The 19,555-nt window shown below is 40.0% G+C and carries 21 protein-coding genes and 2 pseudogenes; 14 read left to right on the top strand and 9 right to left on the bottom strand.

Going from position 1 to position 19,555, the window contains the following annotated elements; genetic code table 11:
* Positions 1-9: 9 nt before the first annotated feature.
* From DTA23_RS13840 to DTA23_RS13850, 3 genes are all read right to left on the bottom strand, one after another.
* Positions 10-1,284 (bottom strand): metallophosphoesterase, encoded by a 1,275-nt coding sequence (locus tag DTA23_RS13840; RefSeq protein ID WP_070561399.1) that lies wholly within the window; start codon positions 1,282-1,284, stop codon positions 10-12.
* Positions 1,285-1,302: 18 nt separating this feature from the next.
* A complete protein-coding gene (hemH, locus tag DTA23_RS13845) occupies positions 1,303-2,331 on the bottom strand; it encodes a ferrochelatase (RefSeq protein WP_112375074.1) in 1,029 nt (342 codons plus the stop codon).
* Positions 2,332-2,412: 81 nt separating this feature from the next.
* Positions 2,413-3,261, bottom strand: a complete 849-nt coding sequence (locus tag DTA23_RS13850) for a 4-hydroxy-3-methylbut-2-enyl diphosphate reductase (protein WP_112375075.1) — start codon at positions 3,259-3,261, stop codon at positions 2,413-2,415.
* A gap of 285 nt (positions 3,262-3,546) precedes the next feature.
* Between DTA23_RS13850 and DTA23_RS13855 the strand changes: the two genes are divergently transcribed.
* The gene (locus tag DTA23_RS13855) at positions 3,547-3,966 is read left to right on the top strand and encodes a nucleoside-diphosphate kinase (RefSeq protein WP_046672716.1); all 420 of its coding nucleotides are present in this window, start codon (positions 3,547-3,549) and stop codon (positions 3,964-3,966) included.
* Positions 3,967-4,105: 139 nt separating this feature from the next.
* Here the strand turns inward: DTA23_RS13855 and ybeY are convergent, their stop codons facing one another.
* Together ybeY and ruvX are read right to left on the bottom strand one after the other, a co-directional pair.
* Positions 4,106-4,534: an rRNA maturation RNase YbeY gene (gene ybeY / locus DTA23_RS13860; RefSeq protein WP_070561407.1), complete on the bottom strand. Its 429-nt coding sequence runs from the start codon at positions 4,532-4,534 to the stop codon at positions 4,106-4,108.
* A 49-nt stretch (positions 4,535-4,583) separates the two neighbouring features.
* Positions 4,584-4,997 (bottom strand): Holliday junction resolvase RuvX, encoded by a 414-nt coding sequence (gene ruvX / locus DTA23_RS13865; RefSeq protein WP_070561409.1) that lies wholly within the window; start codon positions 4,995-4,997, stop codon positions 4,584-4,586.
* A 322-nt stretch (positions 4,998-5,319) separates the two neighbouring features.
* Here ruvX and DTA23_RS29170 point away from each other — a divergent pair, with 322 nt between their 5' ends.
* The 3 genes and pseudogenes from DTA23_RS29170 (at position 5,320) to def (ending at position 6,545) form a co-directional block, all read left to right on the top strand.
* Entirely contained in the window at positions 5,320-5,709 is a 390-nt protein-coding gene (locus DTA23_RS29170) for a DUF1684 domain-containing protein (protein ID WP_256603759.1), read from the top strand.
* Positions 5,610-5,843: pseudogene (locus DTA23_RS29175) on the top strand (DUF1684 domain-containing protein); the annotation flags it as partial. The gene DTA23_RS29170 and the pseudogene DTA23_RS29175, both read left to right, overlap by 100 nt.
* A gap of 45 nt (positions 5,844-5,888) precedes the next feature.
* Positions 5,889-6,545, top strand: coding sequence for a peptide deformylase (gene def / locus DTA23_RS29180; RefSeq protein WP_256603761.1), 657 nt, complete (start codon positions 5,889-5,891; stop codon positions 6,543-6,545).
* Between the two features lie 124 nt (positions 6,546-6,669).
* On the opposite strand, the pseudogene DTA23_RS13875 reads toward def, so the two are convergent.
* Positions 6,670-7,658: pseudogene (locus tag DTA23_RS13875) on the bottom strand (aspartate-semialdehyde dehydrogenase).
* Positions 7,659-8,234: 576 nt separating this feature from the next.
* On the opposite strand from DTA23_RS13875, the gene DTA23_RS13880 reads away from it, so the two are divergent.
* The 10 genes from DTA23_RS13880 to trhO all read left to right on the top strand — a co-directional run bounded on the left by DTA23_RS13880 (position 8,235) and on the right by trhO (position 17,324).
* Complete coding sequence (locus DTA23_RS13880; protein ID WP_046671586.1) at positions 8,235-9,182, top strand: NAD-dependent epimerase/dehydratase family protein; 948 nt, start codon at positions 8,235-8,237, stop codon at positions 9,180-9,182.
* A 2-nt stretch (positions 9,183-9,184) separates the two neighbouring features.
* Positions 9,185-9,910 carry a YebC/PmpR family DNA-binding transcriptional regulator gene (locus DTA23_RS13885; protein ID WP_070561411.1) on the top strand — a complete coding sequence of 242 codons (726 nt, stop codon included), beginning with the start codon at positions 9,185-9,187 and terminating at the stop codon, positions 9,908-9,910.
* A gap of 121 nt (positions 9,911-10,031) precedes the next feature.
* The gene (locus DTA23_RS13890; RefSeq protein WP_112375076.1) at positions 10,032-10,832 is read left to right on the top strand and encodes a hypothetical protein; all 801 of its coding nucleotides are present in this window, start codon (positions 10,032-10,034) and stop codon (positions 10,830-10,832) included.
* 415 nt (positions 10,833-11,247) lie between these two features.
* Positions 11,248-11,991, top strand: a complete 744-nt coding sequence (locus tag DTA23_RS13895; RefSeq protein ID WP_046673148.1) for a DeoR/GlpR family DNA-binding transcription regulator — start codon at positions 11,248-11,250, stop codon at positions 11,989-11,991.
* 23 nt (positions 11,992-12,014) lie between these two features.
* Entirely contained in the window at positions 12,015-13,475 is a 1,461-nt protein-coding gene (locus DTA23_RS13900; protein WP_070561415.1) for a lipopolysaccharide biosynthesis protein, read from the top strand.
* Positions 13,476-14,348, top strand: a complete 873-nt coding sequence (locus tag DTA23_RS13905) for a glycosyltransferase family 2 protein (RefSeq protein WP_070561417.1) — start codon at positions 13,476-13,478, stop codon at positions 14,346-14,348.
* Between the two features lie 3 nt (positions 14,349-14,351).
* Positions 14,352-15,266, top strand: a complete 915-nt coding sequence (locus tag DTA23_RS13910; protein ID WP_070561419.1) for a glycosyltransferase — start codon at positions 14,352-14,354, stop codon at positions 15,264-15,266.
* A 5-nt stretch (positions 15,267-15,271) separates the two neighbouring features.
* Positions 15,272-16,027: a glycosyltransferase family 2 protein gene (locus tag DTA23_RS13915; RefSeq protein ID WP_070561421.1), complete on the top strand. Its 756-nt coding sequence runs from the start codon at positions 15,272-15,274 to the stop codon at positions 16,025-16,027.
* Positions 16,027-16,242 carry a DUF3820 family protein gene (locus DTA23_RS13920; RefSeq protein WP_046673143.1) on the top strand — a complete coding sequence of 72 codons (216 nt, stop codon included), beginning with the start codon at positions 16,027-16,029 and terminating at the stop codon, positions 16,240-16,242. The genes DTA23_RS13915 and DTA23_RS13920 overlap by 1 nt, the downstream gene beginning before the upstream one ends.
* A 95-nt stretch (positions 16,243-16,337) precedes the next feature.
* The gene (gene trhO / locus DTA23_RS13925) at positions 16,338-17,324 is read left to right on the top strand and encodes an oxygen-dependent tRNA uridine(34) hydroxylase TrhO (RefSeq protein WP_070561516.1); all 987 of its coding nucleotides are present in this window, start codon (positions 16,338-16,340) and stop codon (positions 17,322-17,324) included.
* Positions 17,325-17,452: 128 nt separating this feature from the next.
* Here the strand turns inward: trhO and DTA23_RS13930 are convergent, their stop codons facing one another.
* From DTA23_RS13930 to DTA23_RS27150, 3 genes are all read right to left on the bottom strand, one after another.
* Entirely contained in the window at positions 17,453-18,160 is a 708-nt protein-coding gene (locus DTA23_RS13930) for a DUF937 domain-containing protein (RefSeq protein ID WP_070561423.1), read from the bottom strand.
* Between the two features lie 129 nt (positions 18,161-18,289).
* A complete protein-coding gene (locus tag DTA23_RS13935) occupies positions 18,290-19,342 on the bottom strand; it encodes a DUF5689 domain-containing protein (RefSeq protein WP_112375077.1) in 1,053 nt (350 codons plus the stop codon).
* Positions 19,242-19,553, bottom strand: a complete 312-nt coding sequence (locus DTA23_RS27150) for a hypothetical protein (RefSeq protein ID WP_172462418.1) — start codon at positions 19,551-19,553, stop codon at positions 19,242-19,244. Before DTA23_RS27150 ends, DTA23_RS13935 begins: the two co-directional genes overlap by 101 nt.
* Between the last annotated feature and the right edge of the window lie 2 nt (positions 19,554-19,555).

Here is a 19,555-nt window from a genome sequence, read left to right on the forward strand (position 1 = left end):
GGGGATTTTTTAGGCTTTAAACTTTGGGTCCTGCGCTTTTAGCAATTCGAATATGGTAATTTCAGGCAGAATTCCAACACGTCCTGGATAACCCAAAAAGCCATAGCCGACATTAACATATAATCGTTTGTTCTGTTGCGCACGATAAAGCCCTGCCCATTCCTTATAGATATATTGTACCGGACTCCATTGCAACATCTCGGACCTTACACCAAATTGCATACCATGTGTATGTCCGGCAAACATCACATCCACGTCGGTATCCAATACCTGAGCCCGCCAATGCGACGGATCGTGCGATAACAGCAACTTAACAGGTTGCTCTTCGGTACCCATTAATGCTTTTTTGATATCACCATGTTTCGGAAAACGACCTGTCCCCCAATTCTGGACCCCGACAATACAAAGCTCTTCACCGTCGACCTTAATCTTACGATTTTCATCCATTAAAAGATCCCAGCCCATGATTTTATGCACATCGATAACATCCTGGAGGTTCTTACGCTTTGCAGGAGAATCTTCTTTACCATAATAATAGTCACCATAATCGTGGTTACCTAATGTAGAAAACACACCTAAATCAGATTTCACACGCGCAAAAATATCTTGATAACCACGCATTTCAGAAGCTTGGGCATTCACGATATCACCGGTAAAAAATGTCACATCCGCTTTTTCCTTTAAAAGCATATCAATACCACCGCTGACAGCCTTTTTATTATAGAAAGATCCTGAGTGCACATCTGAAATCTGCGCAATGGTCATTCCATGGAATGCTTTGGGCAAATTTGGCAAATACAAGGGGACTCTCCTTACACGATAGTCGTAGGCTCCTGAAATAATTCCCCAGCTCAAGGGTATCAAGGGTGAGGCACCAACTAGAATACCAGCTTTGGTCAAAAATTCGGATCGGCTAATCCCTTTCACTGGATTCTCTGGTAAAGGGTCTCCGGCATCGTCGACTAAATCCTCAACAGATCTCTTTTTTGCGAACAGACGCTTCAACCATACCCCCCCACGTCGGATATCATCAATCAACAAAATCAAAAAGAAAAATATCTTTGACGCCGCTGTCAGAAAAAAGGCGACTAAAATAACCGACCGTACGATTAAAGGAATACTATATTGTGCTGAGATAAAAACGCCCAATAGCAGTAAAACAGAATAAGACCACCAGAGAATGGAAAATACTTTTGTTTTGGGAAATTTAATCTTCGTTGCACGGAGCGCAAAGAAAATATAAAAATCCAATATGAGTAATACACACGCGTTTACTAACAACATCTTTTATCGATTTTAGTTTTAGGCATTAAGCGCCAATTGTTTTAAAGATTCGATCCATTTGGGATCATCATTAAGACTCTCTACCAAACACACTTCCTCCCCCCCTAAATGTTTAAATTCATTAGCATATTCCACGCCAATTTCATCAATGGTCTCGATACAATCCGCCACAAAAGCAGGACTAAAAATTAATAACTTCTTATAACCCTTAGCGGCAAGATCATGCAGTAAATCGGAGGTATAGGGCTGTATCCAGGGTTCTTTACCCAAACGGGATTGAAAGCAGAGCGAATATTGTTCTTTTTTCAACCCGAGCTTGGCAGCTATCGTCCGTGTTGTCGCATAACATTGCGAAAGATAGCAATATGAATTGACTGTCATTTTACAAGAATCACAGCCTGATTCGGGGCATTTAAGCTGACCTGTCGGATCTACTTTTCCAAGCTGCCGCACAGGAAGGCCGTGATAACTAAAGACAAAATGGTCAAAACTTTCCAAATCGTGCCTACGGGCATGATCCGCATAAGTTTCTGCCATTAAGTCGTCCGTACAGAAATTGCTTACGAAACTGATTTCTGGCAGATAATTCCATTTGCGAATAAGCTCCATGACACGATCGATGACCGAACCCGATGTTGCTGAAGCGTACTGTGGAAATAAAGGAATGACACGAATGGACTCCAAAAATAGACCCTCCATATTTTTCAATGCAGCCTCAATCGATGGGTTTTGGTAACGCATCGCTAATTCCACATGGTATTCTTCACCCAACGCTTCTTGAAGCAGATTGCGTTGCAAAATACTGTAGTGCATCAAAGGTGATCCCGTTTCTTTATCCCAAATCGTTTCGTATACTTTTGCCGATTTGGGCGCACGTGTACGTGCAATGATTCCCTTGACCAATAAGGTGCGTTGAAAATAAGGAATATCAATAACTCGCGGATCCATTAGGAACTCCGTTAAATATCTCTTTACATCTGGAGTAGTGGGACTATCAGGTGTACCCAATTGTACTAAAAGAATACCTTTTTTGCCTTTATTGCTCATAGCTTACAAAGCTACGCAAAAAAGAATGCACTCCGGATCTAAACCGCGGAATTATGAAATATCTGTGACGGGTAATTGTGCTTATAATGCTTCTAAACTTGCTTTTACATCTTTCATTAACCACATTGGCGTTGAAGTGGCACCACAGATACCAATACGGTCATTTTCAGCAAAGACTGATGCATCTAATTCAGCAGGATCAGAAATAAAATAACTAGCGGGATTGGCATTCTGACAAACTTCAAACAGCACCTTTCCATTGGAGGATTTCTTACCTGAGACAAAAACGATCTTATCATATTGTCTGGCGAAAGCGCCAAGATCTTCGTATCGATTGGAAACTTGTCGACAAATGGTATCATTAGCTTTCACTTCATACCCTCGCCTGATCAGTTCGTCTTTGATGGCATAAAATTTATCCACGCTTTTTGTTGTCTGGCTGTATAAGGTAAATGAGACGGGCAATTCGACTTGATCCAATTCGGAAATATCCTGAAAAACTAAGGCTTCATTATTTGTCTGCCCCTGCAAGCCGATCACTTCAGCATGCCCGTGCTTCCCAAAGATTAAAATTTTCTCCTCTTGATCGAACGACGTTTTTATACGGTTCTGTAGTTTGAGCACTACAGGACAAGAGGCATCTATCAAGGTAATGTTATTTTCCAAAGCAACACGATAAGTCTCGGGGGCTTCACCATGAGCACGGATCAATACCTTTTCATTGCTCAAGGTCGGCAGGGCGGCATGATCGATAATGCGTAAGCCTTTTGCTTTCAATCGGGCAACTTCTTCGTCATTATGAACGATATCTCCCAAACAATAAAGATAACCCTCTTCCTCCAAAATTTCCTCTGCCATATCAATAGCGTATACCACTCCAAAGCAAAAGCCTGAATCTTTATCGATGTCTACTGTTAGATTTAATGCCATAATAACACAAAGTTACATATTCGTATTGAACTTAGATCAATTGTTTTTTTACTTTTCTATAAACGGCCAGATACAAAGTTTTGTTACATACAGAGAAAAACATTGGGCTGGGAACAAAAGGAAACATCTATTTCAGTAGAGGCACAAATCCGGGAACAAAAACCAATAATTTAGCGATAAGGGTGACATCAGCTAGTCGGCTTATCAATAATTGTGTCTATATTGAGGCGTAATGATATTGCATATGAAAAGCAATTTATCTAATTTTGCAAAAAAATTAAAATAATGGCAACTAACAGAACTTTTACGATGATCAAACCTGACGCAGTAGCGAACGGTCACATCGGTGCAATCTTGAACGATATCATTGCTGGTGGTTTTAAAATCATTGCAATGAAATACATCCAACTTTCTCAAGAGACAGCAGGTGCATTCTATGCAGTACACAAAGAGCGTCCTTTCTATGGTGAGTTGGTAAACTTTATGACTTCAGGTCCTATCGTTGCTGCAATCCTGGAAAAAGATAATGCTGTTGAGGATTTCCGCACATTGATCGGCGCGACTAATCCTGCTGATGCAGCTGAAGGTACAATCCGTAACAAATATGCTAAATCTATTGATGCAAACGCTATACATGGATCGGATTCAGATGAGAATGCTGCTATTGAAGGAAACTTCTTCTTCTCTCAATTTGAAAGATTCTAGTCGTTAGAAACAACATAAAAAAAGCGTTTTACAAATTGTAAAGCGCTTTTTTTATGTATTGCTTCCTTCTCTCGAGTAAAATAGAATCTTCAGTCGGTTCACCGAACTGTGGGTCCTAATGAATGCACGAAGGAGTATATTAAAAGTTTCTTTTACCGAGATACTCATCCTCCTTGGCGGTCATCTTGGCTTTATCTGCCGGCTTTTTATCCGGATAACCGCACAGATGCATTACACCATGAATGATCACCCGATGAAGCTCGTCTCGCACATCAACCTTAAATTTTTCGGCATTCTCCTGAATACGTTCCACACTGATAAAAATATCGCCGGCGATGGTGTCCTCATATTCGGAAGAATCAAAAGTAACGATATCAGTATAGGTGTCGTGATTTAAATATTGCTTATTGATTTCAAGCAAGTAAGCATCCGAGCAAAGGATAAAGCTCAATTCGCCCACACGCTTAAATCCTTCGCCTTTGATGGCATCAGCAATCCATTGACGAATCTTTCCCTTTTCTTTTAATTTGAAATCCGTATCCTCGGTAAAAAATAATATGCTCTTCATCCTTCTATTTTTTATTCATTCTTATTTTGACGTATTAGTCGCTGTGTATCTAAAAATTACGGCTATCCATGTAGCTTTGCAAAATAATCGTTGCAGACACCGTGTCAATCAGCCCTTTTTGTTGACGATCCTTCTTTTTTTTGCCACTTTGTGCGATCGCTGCAGAAGCCATTTTAGAAGTAAAACGCTCGTCTATTTCAGCGACAGCAATTGTGGGATAAGTCTTTTTCAGTTTTCGAATAAACCCGACAACATGCTGTGCGGATTCAGAGTCGGTCCCATCCAGTTGCCGTGGCTTGCCTACAACAAAAGTTTCCACCTGTTCTGTCTGTAAATAATCGGCTAAGTATGTCCAGATATCCTGCGGGTGTACCGTCGTCAATGCTGTAGCAATAATTTGCATTGGATCGGTCACCGCAACCCCTATTCGTTTTGTACCGTAATCAAAGGCCATCAATCTCATGGATATATATTTTTCACAAAAATACAAAGTAGTCCTGAGTATTACACAGGAAGATGTAATATTTCAATTGGACACTTCTTTTCAATACATGCCCTTTTCATTTTTGATCTTTTAATTCTGACTTTTTAATCAAAAAAAACTATAACTTTGATAGACTATTTAACAAAAGCAAACTAACTTGCTTTTTGGGGCAATAGATCACCGAATTCAATCCGATCATAGCGGGTCTACCGACTTACCCTATAAGTAAACGGATCAAAATAACAGCAAAAGCAACAGGGCATTGGGCTGTATGAAATCGGGCAAATAAATATGCAAACAAATGAAAAAAACACTTATTGCCAGTTTCCTTTTGGCCTTATGCTTGAATACGCATGCCCAAAGTAAATACGAGCAACACATTACTGCTCTTCGTGAAGAAAAAGCCGCTGAATTGGCGAAAGAACAATACGGCCCATTGAAATCAGATCAGGTAGCGTTTTTGGATTACTTTCCTGTAGACGCCAGTTATAAAGTCAACGCCAAAGTTGAAGTCCTATTTGATGAACCGGTATTCCGGATGCCGACCTACGACGGCACAAGCAACGAATACAAACGTTATGCTATTATAACATTTACGCTTCATGGAAAAGAACATACGTTGAATGTCTACCAAGTGTCGCATTATTTCAAAATCCTGCATACAAAAAACATTTATTTTTACCATTTTTAGATTTAACAAATGGTCAGGAAAGCTACAGTGGGGGCCGGTATATTGATTTATCCACAGACGACATTAAAGGAAACGATGTTGAGATAGACTTTAACAAAGCCTACAACCCATACTGTGCCTATAGCAACGGGTACCGTTGCCCAGTACCCCCAGTCGAGAACAATTTAGAAACAAAAATTATGGCCGGAGAAAAAGCATTTCATAAGTCAAAGAATGAAAGACCAGTCAATCTTAACGCAGGACAGGAGTTCAGTGCTGCCGACAAGAAAATCATTTTATCAGGAGATGAAAATGCAATTCTTCGCGTATTGCAAACAACAGACGATAAAGATCTGAGAGTTTTAAAAGCGACAAGCAGTGATGTCAAATACAACGACCCATTGATTGAGTCTCTTTCCAAAAGAATGTTCGCGACTGTACGTGATCCCAATCACCCCGGTGTAGGCATCGCAGCGCCACAGATCGGAATCAATAAAAATTTAATCTGGGTACAGCGATTTGACAAACCGGATCAGCCATTTGAATTCTATGTGAATCCTAAAATTCTATGGCGCTCCAAACTGAAGCGTAAAGGTGCAGAAGGCTGTCTTTCTATCCCCAACCGTAAAGAAGATGTATTACGGAGTTATGCGATCCGCCTGCAATACATCAATAAAGAAGGTAAAGTTATTGAAGAAAATATCGAGGGTTTTACTGCTGTTATTTTACAGCACGAAACGGATCATCTTTTCGGCATTCTATTTCCAGATCGACTGGAAGAGCAAAGCAAAGAAAGCTATGCTCCGTTGAATGACAAGATTGAATTTTCGATCCACCCCACAACATTGACACCATAATTTATAGCCCCGACATCAAGGACCAAATCATAAGTATCTAAATTGTGATTTGCTAATGGAACAAAAAAGAGCCCCCATGAACGAATTCATGGGGGCTCAATATTTATTATGGAATCTACTTGAGTTAGATCAATCCTTTTTCAGCCAATAACTCCGCTACCTGAACTGCATTTGTTGCAGCACCCTTACGTAAGTTATCCGCTACTACCCACATGTTGAGCGTATTTGGCTGAGATTCATCACGACGGATGCGTCCTACAAAACCTCATCTCTACCGTGTGCATCCTTCGGCATTGGATATTGTAGTGACGCAGGATCGTCAACAACAATACAGCCACTTTGCGCGGCTAAAGCTGCACGTACATCATTCAAATCAAAGTCATTTTCAAATTCGATATTCAATGATTCAGAGTGTCCTCCCATAACAGGAATACGCACTGTCGTTGCAGTTACTTTAATAGAATCATCACGCATGATTTTATTTGTTTCCAAAATCATCTTCATCTCCTCTTTGGTGTATCCATTTTCTTGGAAAACATCAATATGCGGAATCACGTTCAGATCAATCTGATAAGGATAAGCTTTTTCACCATCTTTTCCAGCACGTTCATCCATCAATTGGTTAACGGCCTTAACACCTGTACCTGTTACAGATTGGTAGGTAGAAACGACAACACGTTTGATTTTATATTTATCATGTAATGGCTTTAAAGCCACCACCATTTGTATAGTTGAACAATTCGGGTTTGCAATAATTTTATCTTCAGCAGATAACACATCACCATTTACTTCTGGAACAACCAACTTTTTCGTTGGATCCATACGCCATGCTGAAGAATTGTCGATCACTGTAATTCCAGCTTCTGCAAATTGAGGGGCAAATTCTTTCGAGGTATCACCGCCAGCAGAAAATAACGCAACATCAGGTTTCAAAGCAATAGCCTCAGATGGTGTAACCACCTTATACTTCTTTCCCTTGAATTCAATTTCCTTACCCTTACTACGCTCTGAAGCTACTGGAATTAATTCTGTTACTGGGAAATTTCGCGCCGCCAACACGGTTAGCATCTCAGTACCTACAAGGCCTGTTGCGCCGACTACTGCCACTTTCATTTTTGTCTGTGTTTAAATTGTGTATATTAAAATTGTTATTTGATTTTGTTTTTAGTTGATTCTCGAAGAATGAATTCTTCAAATTTAAAAAATATTCCCCAATTCCACTATTAAAATAACAAAATATTAAGCGCTTAGCTAAAAATGTCACAACATTTAGCATTTCCCCTCCTAAATTGCTAAAATGGAATCGTTAAGTTCTTTGATTCATGCCATAAAATTAGAATTAAAGCAATTCAAAAAAAATAAAAATTTTCACCGCTTATTCAAAAAAAAGAACAAACGATTGAAACAGTTTAAAATCTCATAAAAACAGTCCAAAGAGTCTAAAAATTAACATTTTTTCCCGGCTTCCTAAAAGACCACAAAGTTGATAGATACTGAAAAGCCTTTATATTTGCATCATAAACCGCCATGGTTGAAATTTCATTTTTCATTACATGATGAAACGTAAATTATGTCAGGCTAGATCCTATCATATCGATAGGAAGAAACGAGCGAAGCGATTCATTTATATTTTTGAGCATAAACACTCATTATAGTGAAAGCAGGAGCTTCCTAAAATAAAACTTACAAATGAAAGAAAGCATTATTATCATTGGTGCAAATGGCCAGATCGGCACAGAATTAGCTATCGCCTTGCGCAAAAAATTTGGTGCAGAGAATGTTGTAACCACTGACATTAGAGAACCACAGATTAAAAGCCCTGACGAAAATTTCGAAATCGCTAATGTCCTTGACAAAAATGGACTCGAGACATTATTTCAACAATATAAACCTACTCAAGTATATCTATTAGCTGCCATGCTTTCAGCTACAGGTGAAAAATACCCTGAGAAGGCTTGGGAATTGAACATGAATGGTCTGTTGAATGTGCTTGATCTAGCCGTGAGCTATAAAGTTTCAAAGATATTTTGGCCAAGCTCGATTGCTGTTTTTGGACCGCATTCTCCGAAAACAAATACCGAACAATATTGCGTAATGGATCCGAACACAATTTATGGCATCAGCAAGCTTGCAGGTGAGCGCCTTATAGAATGGTATCAAGAACACCGTGGTCTGGATATTCGCAGTGTCCGTTATCCAGGTATCATTTCTTGGAAAACAGAACCAGGGGGTGGCACAACGGATTATGCAGTCGATATTTTTTATGAAGCATTGAAAACCGGGACTTACGCCTGCTTCTTATCTGAAAACACGGCCTTACCAATGCTCTATATGGAGGATGCCATCCGTGGTACACTCGAATTAATGGATGCACCCAAAGAAAGCCTAAGCATTCGCCACAGCTATAACCTTGGTGGAATTACGTTTACTCCAAAAGAACTTGCGCAAGAAATTAAAAAAATTCTTCCTAATTTTGCAATCTCTTACATCGAGAACGATCCAAGACAACAGATTGCCGATTCATGGCCTGCTAGTCTAGACGATTCTTATGCAAGAAAAGACTGGAACTGGACGCCGGAATTTGACATCCAGAAGATGACAGTCGACATGATTGAAAATCTTAAAAACAAAATATAACAATGGGAAGAGCTTTCGAATTCAGAAAAGAGCGGAAATTCAAACGCTGGGCCAAAATGGCCGTTCAATTTACACGTTTAGGTAAAGAAATCGCTATGGCGGTTAAAGAAAGCGGCCCTCACCCTGAAACTAACTCGAGACTTCGTACAGCAATACACAATGCCAAGGCAGTAAATATGCCAAAGGATCGTATCGAAGCCGCAATCAAACGTGCTTCGGAAAAAGATTCAAAAGGTTACGAAGAATATGTATACGAAGGCTACGGCCCTCATGGCGTACCTGTATTAATTGAAACTGCAACAGATAACACCAACCGCACCGTAGGAAACATCCGTAGCTATTTCACAAAAGCAGGTGGTTCATTGGGGAAAACAGGATCATTGGATTTTATTTTCAATCGTAAATCCATTTTCCGTTTTGCTGCAACAGAGGAACTGGACCTAGAAGAGCTTGAATTAGAGTTGATCGATGGAGGCTTAGAAGAATTGTACGTAGAATCTGATGAAGAAGGCAATGATATTGCTGTCGTTCAAACTTCCTTTGAAGACTTTGGTAATATGCAAAAATTACTGGAAGAAAAGGGAATTGAAGTAACATCTGCAAAATTGGAACGTATCGCATTATCGCATTCAGATATTACGGAAGAACAAGCTGCTGATGTATTGAAGATGATCGATAAAATCGAAGAAGATGACGATGTTCAAGCAGTTTACCATAACATGGCTTAAGCTATTGAACCTATAAAACTATAAAAAAGAGCGCTTGTCGCTCTTTTTTATTTAAAGCACCGCCTAGCCCCGTCAGAAAAATTACTACATTTGTAATAGACTAAATCAAACTCGTACCAGAATGACTTTTGAAGAATTTTTCATAAAAAAGAAAATTGATTTAAAAGCTTTAAAAGCTGCAGATGAACCTTTATTTGAAGAGTTCAAAGCACATTATTCTGCTATGGGAGAAAAGAGTTTTGACCACAGCAAAAAGTTTTGGTTCAACAAGCTTCGAAAAAGTTTCCATTTAGCAGAGGAGGAAACTGTTATTGCAAAACCTGTTGAAAAGCAGGTTACCCCAGATGCATCATCCGAGACCTCCAGTATTCCTACGGCAAAACCAGCAGGCTTTAAACCGCGATTCAAGGCTCCTTCTGCCGCTGTAAAAGATGAAGCTCAAGCAACATCCAAACAGGAAATAGCTGATTCAGCGGAATCCACTCCAGATTCAATACCGACAGGCTTCAAACCGAGGTTCAAGGCCGGAGTTACCAAAGCTCCTGACGCAGCGGCAAGCACTCCTGCATCCGAAGAAACGACCGACGAAGCGACGACGGCGGCTCCAAAACCAACGGGTTTCAAACCGAGGTTTAAAGCTGGAGTAACCAAAGCTCCTGACGCAGCGGCAAGCACTCCAGCATCCGAAGAAACGACCGACGAAGCATCGACATCGGCTCCAAAACCTACAGGATTCAAACCAAGGTTTAAAGCTGGAATAACCAAAGCAGAAACTGCTGACCAGACACCGCTGTCCGATACGAAAGACGAACTTAAGTTAGATGCGAGCATAAAGGCTGAACCTGAAACAACAGCACAGAAACACAGGAACCTGCTGCCAGTAAACCTACGGGTTTCAAACCGAGGTTCAAAGCCGGAGTAACCAAAACAGAAACTGATGAACAAACACAGCTGCCCGATACCAAAGAAGAAATTAAGTTAGATGCGAGCGTAAAGGCTGAACCTGAAAACAACAGCACAGAAACACAGGAACCTGCTGCCAGCAAGCCTACAGGCTTCAAACCGAGGTTTAAAGCCGGAGTAACCAAAATAGAAACTGCTGAACAAACACAGCTGCCCGATACGAAAGACGAAATTAAGTTAGATGCGAGCGTAAAGGCTGAACCTGAAAACGACAGCATAGAAACACAGGAACCTGCTGCCAGCAAGCCTACAGGCTTCAAACCGAGGTTCAAAGCTGGCATAACAAAAATTGATAAAAAGGAAGAATAATTTTCACTACATTTAGACTGATTTCTCAATTAATTTTAAAATTCCGATTAAAAACCAAAAGACCAATGTTAAAGGAAGAAAGACAAGCATTCATCATACATCAGATCAACCTACATAATAAAGTTTTATCCTCAGACCTCAGTGTTCAGCTGAATGTGTCTGAAGATACAATCAGACGCGACTTGAACGAACTTGCTGAGAATGGTAAAGTTCTAAAAGTCTATGGTGGAGCATTATCAAAATCATTTCAGTTCCCTTTTCAGGATGGAAACGTATATGCCAAGGAGGCAAAGAAAGAAATTGCCAAGAAAGCAAGCACTTTAATCTCCAATGGAATGACTGTTTTAGTCGGAGGCGGGACAACCTTAATTGAATTAGCGAGAACAATACCCGATCATCTTCAGTGTACGTTTTTTACTATAAGTCCATTAGTTGCACTAGAATTGGCCGAAAAGCCAAATCTTGAAGTCATTTTAGTTGGCGGAAAACTTTCACGCAATACAAACATTGTTTCGGGAGCCCAAGTCGCTAATGAACTGGCCGATCTTAAAGTCGATCTTTGTTTGTTGGGAACAAATTCTCTTTCCGTAGAAGATGGGGTGACCGATTCAGACTGGGAAGTGGTGCAAATCAAACGTGCGATGATTAAATGCTCAAAAAAAGTAGCTATTCTGAGCATTGCGGAAAAACTTAATTCAGTTCAAAAAATGAAAGTTGTACCGTTACGTGATATTTCTTATTTGATTACCGATGTCAATCCAACTGACGTTTCCCTAAAAGAATTTGCGAATACAATTGCAATACTTTAATATTGCCGCTCATTTAATTTAGCATGTCATCGCAAACGAAAAATGACTCTTTAAAATCAAAAACAACAAAAGGACTGCTATGGGGTGGTATGGCCAGTATCATCCAGCAGTTTTTGGGCTTCGGCTTCGGCATCTTACTAAACCGTAAGCTAACAGCAGAAGACTATGGTTTAGTCGCTATGATCACCATCTTTTCTGTTCTCGCTTCTGCTTTTCAAGAAAGTGGATTTGTGTATGGGATTGTCAATAAAAAAGATGTTGAACATAAAGATTATAACGCGGTATTCTGGACAAGCGTAGGAATTGGAACATTTATTTATATCGTTCTATTTTTTGCAGCTCCTCTTATCGCTTTATACTATAATCAACCAGTACTAGTAGAGCTCAGCAGATTTACCTTTTTGTCCTTTTGGTTAGGTAGTTTTGGTATTGCACACAATGCTTACCTCTTCCGGAATTTAAAAATCAAAGAAAGGGTCATCACGGGAACCTTTGCTCTTATCGCATCAAATATAGTCGGCGTTTATTTAGCCTATAAGGACTATGCTTATTGGGCATACGCGATCCAAATTGTTTCCTATAGTGGTTTCAATATGCTCGGATTCTGGTATTTTTCCAAATTCAGACCTACTTTCCAGTTCGATCTTAAACCTATTCGTGACATTTTAGGATTTAGCAGCAAAATATTGGTCACCAACATTTTTATCAATATCAACAAAAATATATATGCAGCGATCTTAGGCCGGCATTATACCGCTGAAGAACTGGGGTATACCGTGAATCCAAATCGTTGGAGCATCATGGCCCAGAATATATTGACTAATATGGTCAATAATGTGACACAGCCTATTTTAAAAGAAATAGAAGATGATAAGGATAGACAAGTTCGGGTTTTTCGCAAACTGATTTCCTTTACAGCCTTTTTAGCCTTTCCAATGTTATTGGGTTTAACCACGGTAGCACAAGATTTTATTACTATTGCGATCACCGACAAATGGGCGCAAAGCGCCATATTTCTTCAAATATTTTGTATTGGTGCCGCATTTGATTCTGTAAGCAATGTTTTCTCTAACTTAATCATTAGCAAGGGGAAACCTGAAGTTTATATGCGGAATATCATTGTTTTTGGCCTACTCCAAATTGCCATCCTATTTTTCGGCAAATCATTAGGCCTAGAACTGCTCATTGGATTGACCTCGGCATTAAATGCCCTCTGGATATTCGTTTGGTACATATCAGCCAAACCTTATATGAACTATTCATTTCGTTATCTGCTAACAGATATTTTTGCTTATGCACTATTGGCAGCGATAAGCTGCTTAGCAGCACATTATGCCACCGCAGCCATCGCCAACCTCTATCTTCGGTTTGCAAGTACAATTGGAATTGCAGTATGCAGTTATATCATCGTAAATAGAATCTTTAAACCCAGTATTTTGTTGGAATTATACCACTATTTCCTAACAGTTATCCGAAAAAAATAGATGGCCAGGATTCTCACCATAATCGTCTCTTATAATTTTGAGCCTTGGATTCACAAGTGCTTACCCAGCCTATTGGATTCGAGTTACCCAACAGATATTTTAGTTGTCGACAACAACTCGGGGGACAATACAACACAGATCATAAAAGAAAAGTATCCATCAGTAAGACTCATAGAAAGTTCCGAAAATTTGGGTTTTGGAAAGGCCAACAACATTGGACTTGACATCGTTTTGAAAGAAAAGTATGATTATGCATTTTTGGTCAATCAGGACGCCTGGCTGGATCGGGACTGTATTGCCAACTTAGTGAAAGTCAACGCAGACAATATCGGAATTATCTCACCTATTCACTACGATGGAACCGAAACAACACTGGACTATGGTTTTGCTGTCTATACAAAAAACGCCATCATCGAAAATTCTAATCGAATTTGCACGTTCGTCAATGCTGCATTTTGGTTTATCCCCAATCTGGTGATCCGAAAAGTCGGTGGTTTCGCACCGATCTTTTTCCATTATGGAGAAGATAAAGATTATGCCAACCGCATCAAGTACTACGGATTAAGCATTATTCTCACTGAAGGAGCCAAAGCCTACCACGATAGGCAACAACGTAAAACAGACCGCAAGGCCTTTCTGAAAAGCGAATTTGTCTATCATTTGACAGAATATTGCAATATCAATTATACTTTTGTAAAAGCTTTTTCCATGGCAATATTGGCAAGTCTAAAGAAAATGGCGTCTTCATTTTTTAAAGGTCATGCTTTTGAAGCAAAAAGCTACTTAAACATTGCTTTTAGATTGCTGGGCAAAACAGGAGCAGTTTACCGTACCCGTGTGACCAACAAAAAAGCCTTCAACAAAATCTATTGATAAATGAACAATACTGCTCCAGTCATACTTTTTGTGTACAATCGTCCTGATCATACAATAAGAACACTCTCAGCTTTAGAAAATAATATATTAGCAGACCAGACCACGCTATATATCTATTCGGATGCTGCAAAAAACGAAAAATCTGTTCAGGCAGTTACTGAAGTACGAAAGATTATCAATAAGCAATGGAACTTTAAAGAGGTTATTGTTGTAGAAAGGACAGAAAATTGGGGTTTGGCAGCCAATGTGATCGATGGTGTTACAAAAGTGGTCAATGCCCATGGAAAGATTATTGTTTTGGAAGACGATCTGGAAACTGCGGTGTTTGCACTAGACTATTTCAATCAGGCACTGGAGCGCTATAAAGATCAAGATCGGGTCATGGAGATCAGCGGTTATGGTTATCCGTTAAAAGATTTAGATAAATTGCCGGAGACTTTCTTTTTTCGGGTCGCCAATAGTTGGGGCTGGGCAACCTGGGACCGCGCCTGGCAACATTTCAATCCCAATATTGATGAACTTGTATCGGATTTTACCGCCGACCAAATACACCAATTCAGTATCGAGGGAAAAGAAAACTTCTGGAAGCAAGTGCAAGAATTTAAAGCCGGAAAGATCAACTCTTGGGCCATACGCTGGTACGCTTCTGTATTCAAAAAAAATGGATTAGTTTTGTATCCAAGGAATTCAATGATACAAAATATTGGTAACGATGGATCGGGTACACATACAGCTGCAGAAGCTACGTATCAGGTTACACTAGCGGAAAGTCCTATACGGTATTTTCCGACGGAAATTTCAGAAAACAAGCAAGCTTATGAAGCCATCAAGTATTTCTACGCCCATCGGAAAGGATCTTTATTCAACCGTGGCATCCGATTCCTGAAGAAGAAAATAAATAAATTCGATACATAAAAAACATGTCTGCTCATCCTAAATTTTCGATTATAACTGTCGTTTACAACAATGTGCGTGACATAGAACACACCCTGAAATCTGTTGTCAATCAGAGCTATGGTCATATAGAGTATATTGTCATTGATGGACAATCAACCGACGGAACGTTAGAGATCATCCAAAAATACAAGGATAAAATCGCCGTCATCCTCTCCGAAAAGGATAAGGGTATCTATGATGCCATGAATAAGGGTTTAGCCTTAGCAACAGGCGATTATGTTCTTTTTTTAAATTCTGGAGACGAGATCTATGATCTGAATAGCATTGAGAACCTCGCCAAACTGAGCGATAACGCAGATATTCTTTACGGCGAAACAATCCTCGTGGACGACAACAGGAATATTATTGGTGAACGGCGGCACAAGGTTCCGGCTCATTTCGACTGGAAAAGCTTTCGCTACGGTATGAATATCTGTCATCAGGCGATCTACATCAAGCGGGAAATCGCCGAGCCATACGATCTCAATTATAAATTATGCGCTGATATTGACTGGGTTATCCGTTGTGCCAAAAAGGCAAAAAAAACGGTCAATGCACAGCAATATGTTGCCCGGTATCTTGTTGGCGGGATGTCAAAACAAAGACATCAGGAATCCTTGAAAGAGCGTTTTGCGATATTCAAACGCTACTATGGAGCCATTCCCAATTTATTCAATCATGGCATCATTGCGCTAAAAGCAGTTTGGTACCGTCTCAATTATGGAAAACCTCAAGACTAATGTTGAATCCTGAAATTTTAACCGAACTTGTTACAGTCAAGATGCCATTTGGCAAATACCAGGGATACACCTTATGTAATCTTCCTGAGCCCTATCTCGTGTGGTATAACCAAAAAGGCTTTCCAAAGGGAAAACTAGGCCAGCAGTTAGCAACACTCTATGAAATAAAGCTGAATGGCTTGGAATACCTCCTCGAACCTTTGAAGAAAAGGTGACGAGGGTCATTTTATTCCACTTATTATTTTTCGTAGCTTTGCACTAAATTTATTTTTAGCATTAAACGCCGTTTGCAGCGGTATCAATGAATATCATGACACAATATCAAACTTTGCTGTACTATTGTTACAGCCCTATCGAGGATGCCGAAAAATTCGCATCAGATCATTTAGAATTTTGTAAATCACTGAACTTAGTCGGCCGTATCATTGTAGCTGATGAAGGTCTTAATGGAACTGTTTCGGGTACTGTAGAATCCTGTAAAAGCTATATGGATGCCATTTATGCCGATGGTCGTTTCAATAAAACAGAGTTCAAAATTGACGATGTAGATGAACCATCATTCATTAAAATGCATTGCCGCTACAAAGCCGAAATTGTTCACTCTGGTTTGAGAGATCCAAAAGAAATTGACCCCAACCGTCAAACCGGTGTGCACCTTGAACCGAAGGATTTCTTAGCCATGAAAGACCAAGAGGATGTGGTTGTATTGGATGTACGCTCAAATTACGAGCACAATGTTGGTCATTTTAAAAATGCTGTTACCCTAGATATTGACAATTTCCGCGAGTTTCCGGAGAAAATCAAAGAGCTCGAACAATATAAAGGAAAAAAAATATTAACGTACTGCACAGGCGGTATCAAATGTGAGAAGGCATCTGCTCTCTTGTTAAAAGAAGGCTTCGAGGATGTTTATCAATTACATGGCGGCATTATCAAATACGGAAAGGAAGCAGGTGGTGAAGATTTTGAAGGTCAATGCTACGTCTTTGACAATCGTGTTACTGTCGATGTAAATTCTGTCAACCCATCCGTGGTATCAACTTGTTTTAACTGTGGCAAGCAAACCACTAAAATGATCAACTGCGCCAACCCAACTTGTAATGAACATTTCACACAATGTGATGAGTGCGGCTGGGAGATGGATGGATGCTGTTCGCCAGCATGTAAGGAAAATCCCAATAAACGTGAATATGACGGAACAGGATATTATGTCAAGGTACCTCAACCCGTCAATATTGACAAAATCAGCAAAAGAAAACATAAAAATTTTCCACCGAAAGTATCGGCCGAAGATTAATACAAATTGAACAAACAGAAAGCGGTCGGAAGTGTAGAACTTCCGACCGCTTCCTGTTTAGGATCTGCACCATCTTAGCTTCATCCCATACTAGCTTTTTATCAAGAAAAATAATAACCGAACACAGCTTACTTGCCAAACATACCGGCGATTGAATCAAGAATATTGCCCTTTGCCTGCCCATCGTTATTTTTATCAAAAAAACTGCCTGCCAATCCACCCAACATGTCGGTAACACTACCTCCCGATGCCGGCTGCTCAGTTGCTTGCGCTTGTTCTTCTTGGCTACCGCCTAAGAAAGAGCCTAATATACCACCCAACATACCGCCACCTGCATTTTGTTGTGTTCCACCACCAAGCACAGAGCCGATCAGATCACCAATCCCACCGCCGCTTGAAGCCTGCTTTTGTTGTCCTAGATACCCCATTACTATCGGAGCAAGTGTAGCCAATACTCCGGTGACCTGAGAAGAACTCAAGCCTGCTTTATCTGCTATATGCTGTGTCACGACTTCGGTATTTTGGCCGAACATATGGTTGACAATTTTATTGCCGTCTTCAGAAACATTTTGCTCACCGCCCTGTTCTGCTCCACCCTGTCCAAAGAAATCTCCAATTTTATCGAGTATCCCGCTATTGCTATGCTGGTCAATAGCCTTATCAATATTTTCCGCCTGCCCCTTGTTTTTGGCATTGTAATTCAATGCTGCAATCATCAAAGGAACTGCCGCTGCTACAATCCATTTTGCCTTGGATTCGCTGATACCAGTAATTTTTGAAATAGTCTCTATCGCTTTAGAGCCTACTCCACCTGTAACTAAATCTGTTAAGTTCATAAGTCTTCGTTTATAGTTATATAATGAAGATAACGATTTTTTTTGATGAGTTGAGATAATAGCTGATGATAAAAAAGCCCCATTGGATTACACAATCCAATGGGGCCATTTGAAAATCAATTTTTCAAATTAATAACTTTTATAAATAGCAATATCGTCCAATCCCAACCTTCCGTTATTAATCACATTGTTACTTGTCCCTAATCCAAGTTTGGTAACTCTAAAACGAACCGGCCCCTGAATATTCATTAAGAATACAGCCTGTTTTGAATTCATGCTCTCTGTCGTTGTATGCGCGTCCGAAATAGGCTCGCCTGTTTGCTTCCATGTCGTTCCTCCGTCGGTCGAGTATTCCAACTTGAACGTACACGAACGATCGGTGTAATACGAACCATACCAAAGCGTTACTTTTGAGGCCCCATTCGGCACATCAAAATTCATTTGCACATAACCATCAACACTTAAGTTCTGCTGCATACGGATGGCATTTTTTCCAGAAACGATACGATCACGACCAGCAGTTGTTCCTAGAATAGCCTGATACAGGTTCCATTGCCCCGTTGGAAAGGAGACCGCGTTTTTATCCTTCATATCATAGCTACCTTTCACACTCGCATCTACAGCATCAAAAGTTTCAGGCCAACCTGCATATAACTTACCGCTGGCATAAGCCATATCAGCATAACTCTGCATCCTAACTTGTAGCTTTTCGCCCTCCTTGAATGCAATTCCTCTGAATGATGCACTTGGAGCGATGGACTCCCCAGCAAATGTCGCATTATCTTGTGTATGCAATATAATCTCATTTTTATCACCATCCATTAAGATTTTATCTCCTTTCAACGCTGTCCCAGCTGCGGGTTCAGGTTCAACATCGGCTGTAATATCGATATAGGTTGATTCAAACTCATCAAACTTCGACTTTAGACTGGAAACAGCAACAGGTAATGGGGCAATAGTATTACCAGATGAGTAGACTTTAAGCTGTTGATTATTATCGACTGAAAGAACTAATAAGCCATCTTTTTTAATCAGTTTTGAACCGCTAATATTGATCTGAACCGAATCTCCAAATTTAAATTCAGACGCATTGGGTACCTGAACTAATATTCCACGGCGTTGATTTCGCCAAATATTCTGTACAGCAAGTGTATTTTTCTGGTAAATTCTTATTTTCCGCATGCGAAACGACCACTACTTTGATATGTTCTGCCCCTTGTAGCGAAGACGCATTAAGCTGTAAATCGGCATTTTTATATAGACTGCGTAGCGCATACAACGATATTTCAGGATTTAGCGTCCCTATCGATTCATTGACGTTGTCTTTGATACAGCCGGACAGCAATGCTGACATCGCCAACATACTGCATAGTATTGATTTTAACTTTTTCATTG

The organism is Sphingobacterium multivorum, from assembly GCF_900457465.1.
In the GTDB taxonomy this organism is placed as follows: domain Bacteria; phylum Bacteroidota; class Bacteroidia; order Sphingobacteriales; family Sphingobacteriaceae; genus Sphingobacterium; species Sphingobacterium multivorum.

Coding starts and splice junctions, on each gene's coding strand:
- DTA23_RS13840 (WP_070561399.1), bottom strand. CDS start 1,284: ATGTTGTTAGTAAACGCGTGTGTATTACTCATATTGGATTTTTATATT.
- hemH (WP_112375074.1), bottom strand. CDS start 2,331: ATGAGCAATAAAGGCAAAAAAGGTATTCTTTTAGTACAATTGGGTACA.
- DTA23_RS13850 (WP_112375075.1), bottom strand. CDS start 3,261: ATGGCATTAAATCTAACAGTAGACATCGATAAAGATTCAGGCTTTTGC.
- DTA23_RS13855 (WP_046672716.1), top strand. CDS start 3,547: ATGGCAACTAACAGAACTTTTACGATGATCAAACCTGACGCAGTAGCG.
- ybeY (WP_070561407.1), bottom strand. CDS start 4,534: ATGAAGAGCATATTATTTTTTACCGAGGATACGGATTTCAAATTAAAA.
- ruvX (WP_070561409.1), bottom strand. CDS start 4,997: ATGAGATTGATGGCCTTTGATTACGGTACAAAACGAATAGGGGTTGCG.
- DTA23_RS29170 (WP_256603759.1), top strand. CDS start 5,320: ATGAAAAAAACACTTATTGCCAGTTTCCTTTTGGCCTTATGCTTGAAT.
- def (WP_256603761.1), top strand. CDS start 5,889: ATGGCCGGAGAAAAAGCATTTCATAAGTCAAAGAATGAAAGACCAGTC.
- DTA23_RS13880 (WP_046671586.1), top strand. CDS start 8,235: ATGAAAGAAAGCATTATTATCATTGGTGCAAATGGCCAGATCGGCACA.
- DTA23_RS13885 (WP_070561411.1), top strand. CDS start 9,185: ATGGGAAGAGCTTTCGAATTCAGAAAAGAGCGGAAATTCAAACGCTGG.
- DTA23_RS13890 (WP_112375076.1), top strand. CDS start 10,032: ATGACTTTTGAAGAATTTTTCATAAAAAAGAAAATTGATTTAAAAGCT.
- DTA23_RS13895 (WP_046673148.1), top strand. CDS start 11,248: ATGTTAAAGGAAGAAAGACAAGCATTCATCATACATCAGATCAACCTA.
- DTA23_RS13900 (WP_070561415.1), top strand. CDS start 12,015: ATGTCATCGCAAACGAAAAATGACTCTTTAAAATCAAAAACAACAAAA.
- DTA23_RS13905 (WP_070561417.1), top strand. CDS start 13,476: ATGGCCAGGATTCTCACCATAATCGTCTCTTATAATTTTGAGCCTTGG.
- DTA23_RS13910 (WP_070561419.1), top strand. CDS start 14,352: ATGAACAATACTGCTCCAGTCATACTTTTTGTGTACAATCGTCCTGAT.
- DTA23_RS13915 (WP_070561421.1), top strand. CDS start 15,272: ATGTCTGCTCATCCTAAATTTTCGATTATAACTGTCGTTTACAACAAT.
- DTA23_RS13920 (WP_046673143.1), top strand. CDS start 16,027: ATGTTGAATCCTGAAATTTTAACCGAACTTGTTACAGTCAAGATGCCA.
- trhO (WP_070561516.1), top strand. CDS start 16,338: ATGACACAATATCAAACTTTGCTGTACTATTGTTACAGCCCTATCGAG.
- DTA23_RS13930 (WP_070561423.1), bottom strand. CDS start 18,160: ATGAACTTAACAGATTTAGTTACAGGTGGAGTAGGCTCTAAAGCGATA.
- DTA23_RS13935 (WP_112375077.1), bottom strand. CDS start 19,342: ATGCGGAAAATAAGAATTTACCAGAAAAATACACTTGCTGTACAGAAT.
- DTA23_RS27150 (WP_172462418.1), bottom strand. CDS start 19,553: ATGAAAAAGTTAAAATCAATACTATGCAGTATGTTGGCGATGTCAGCA.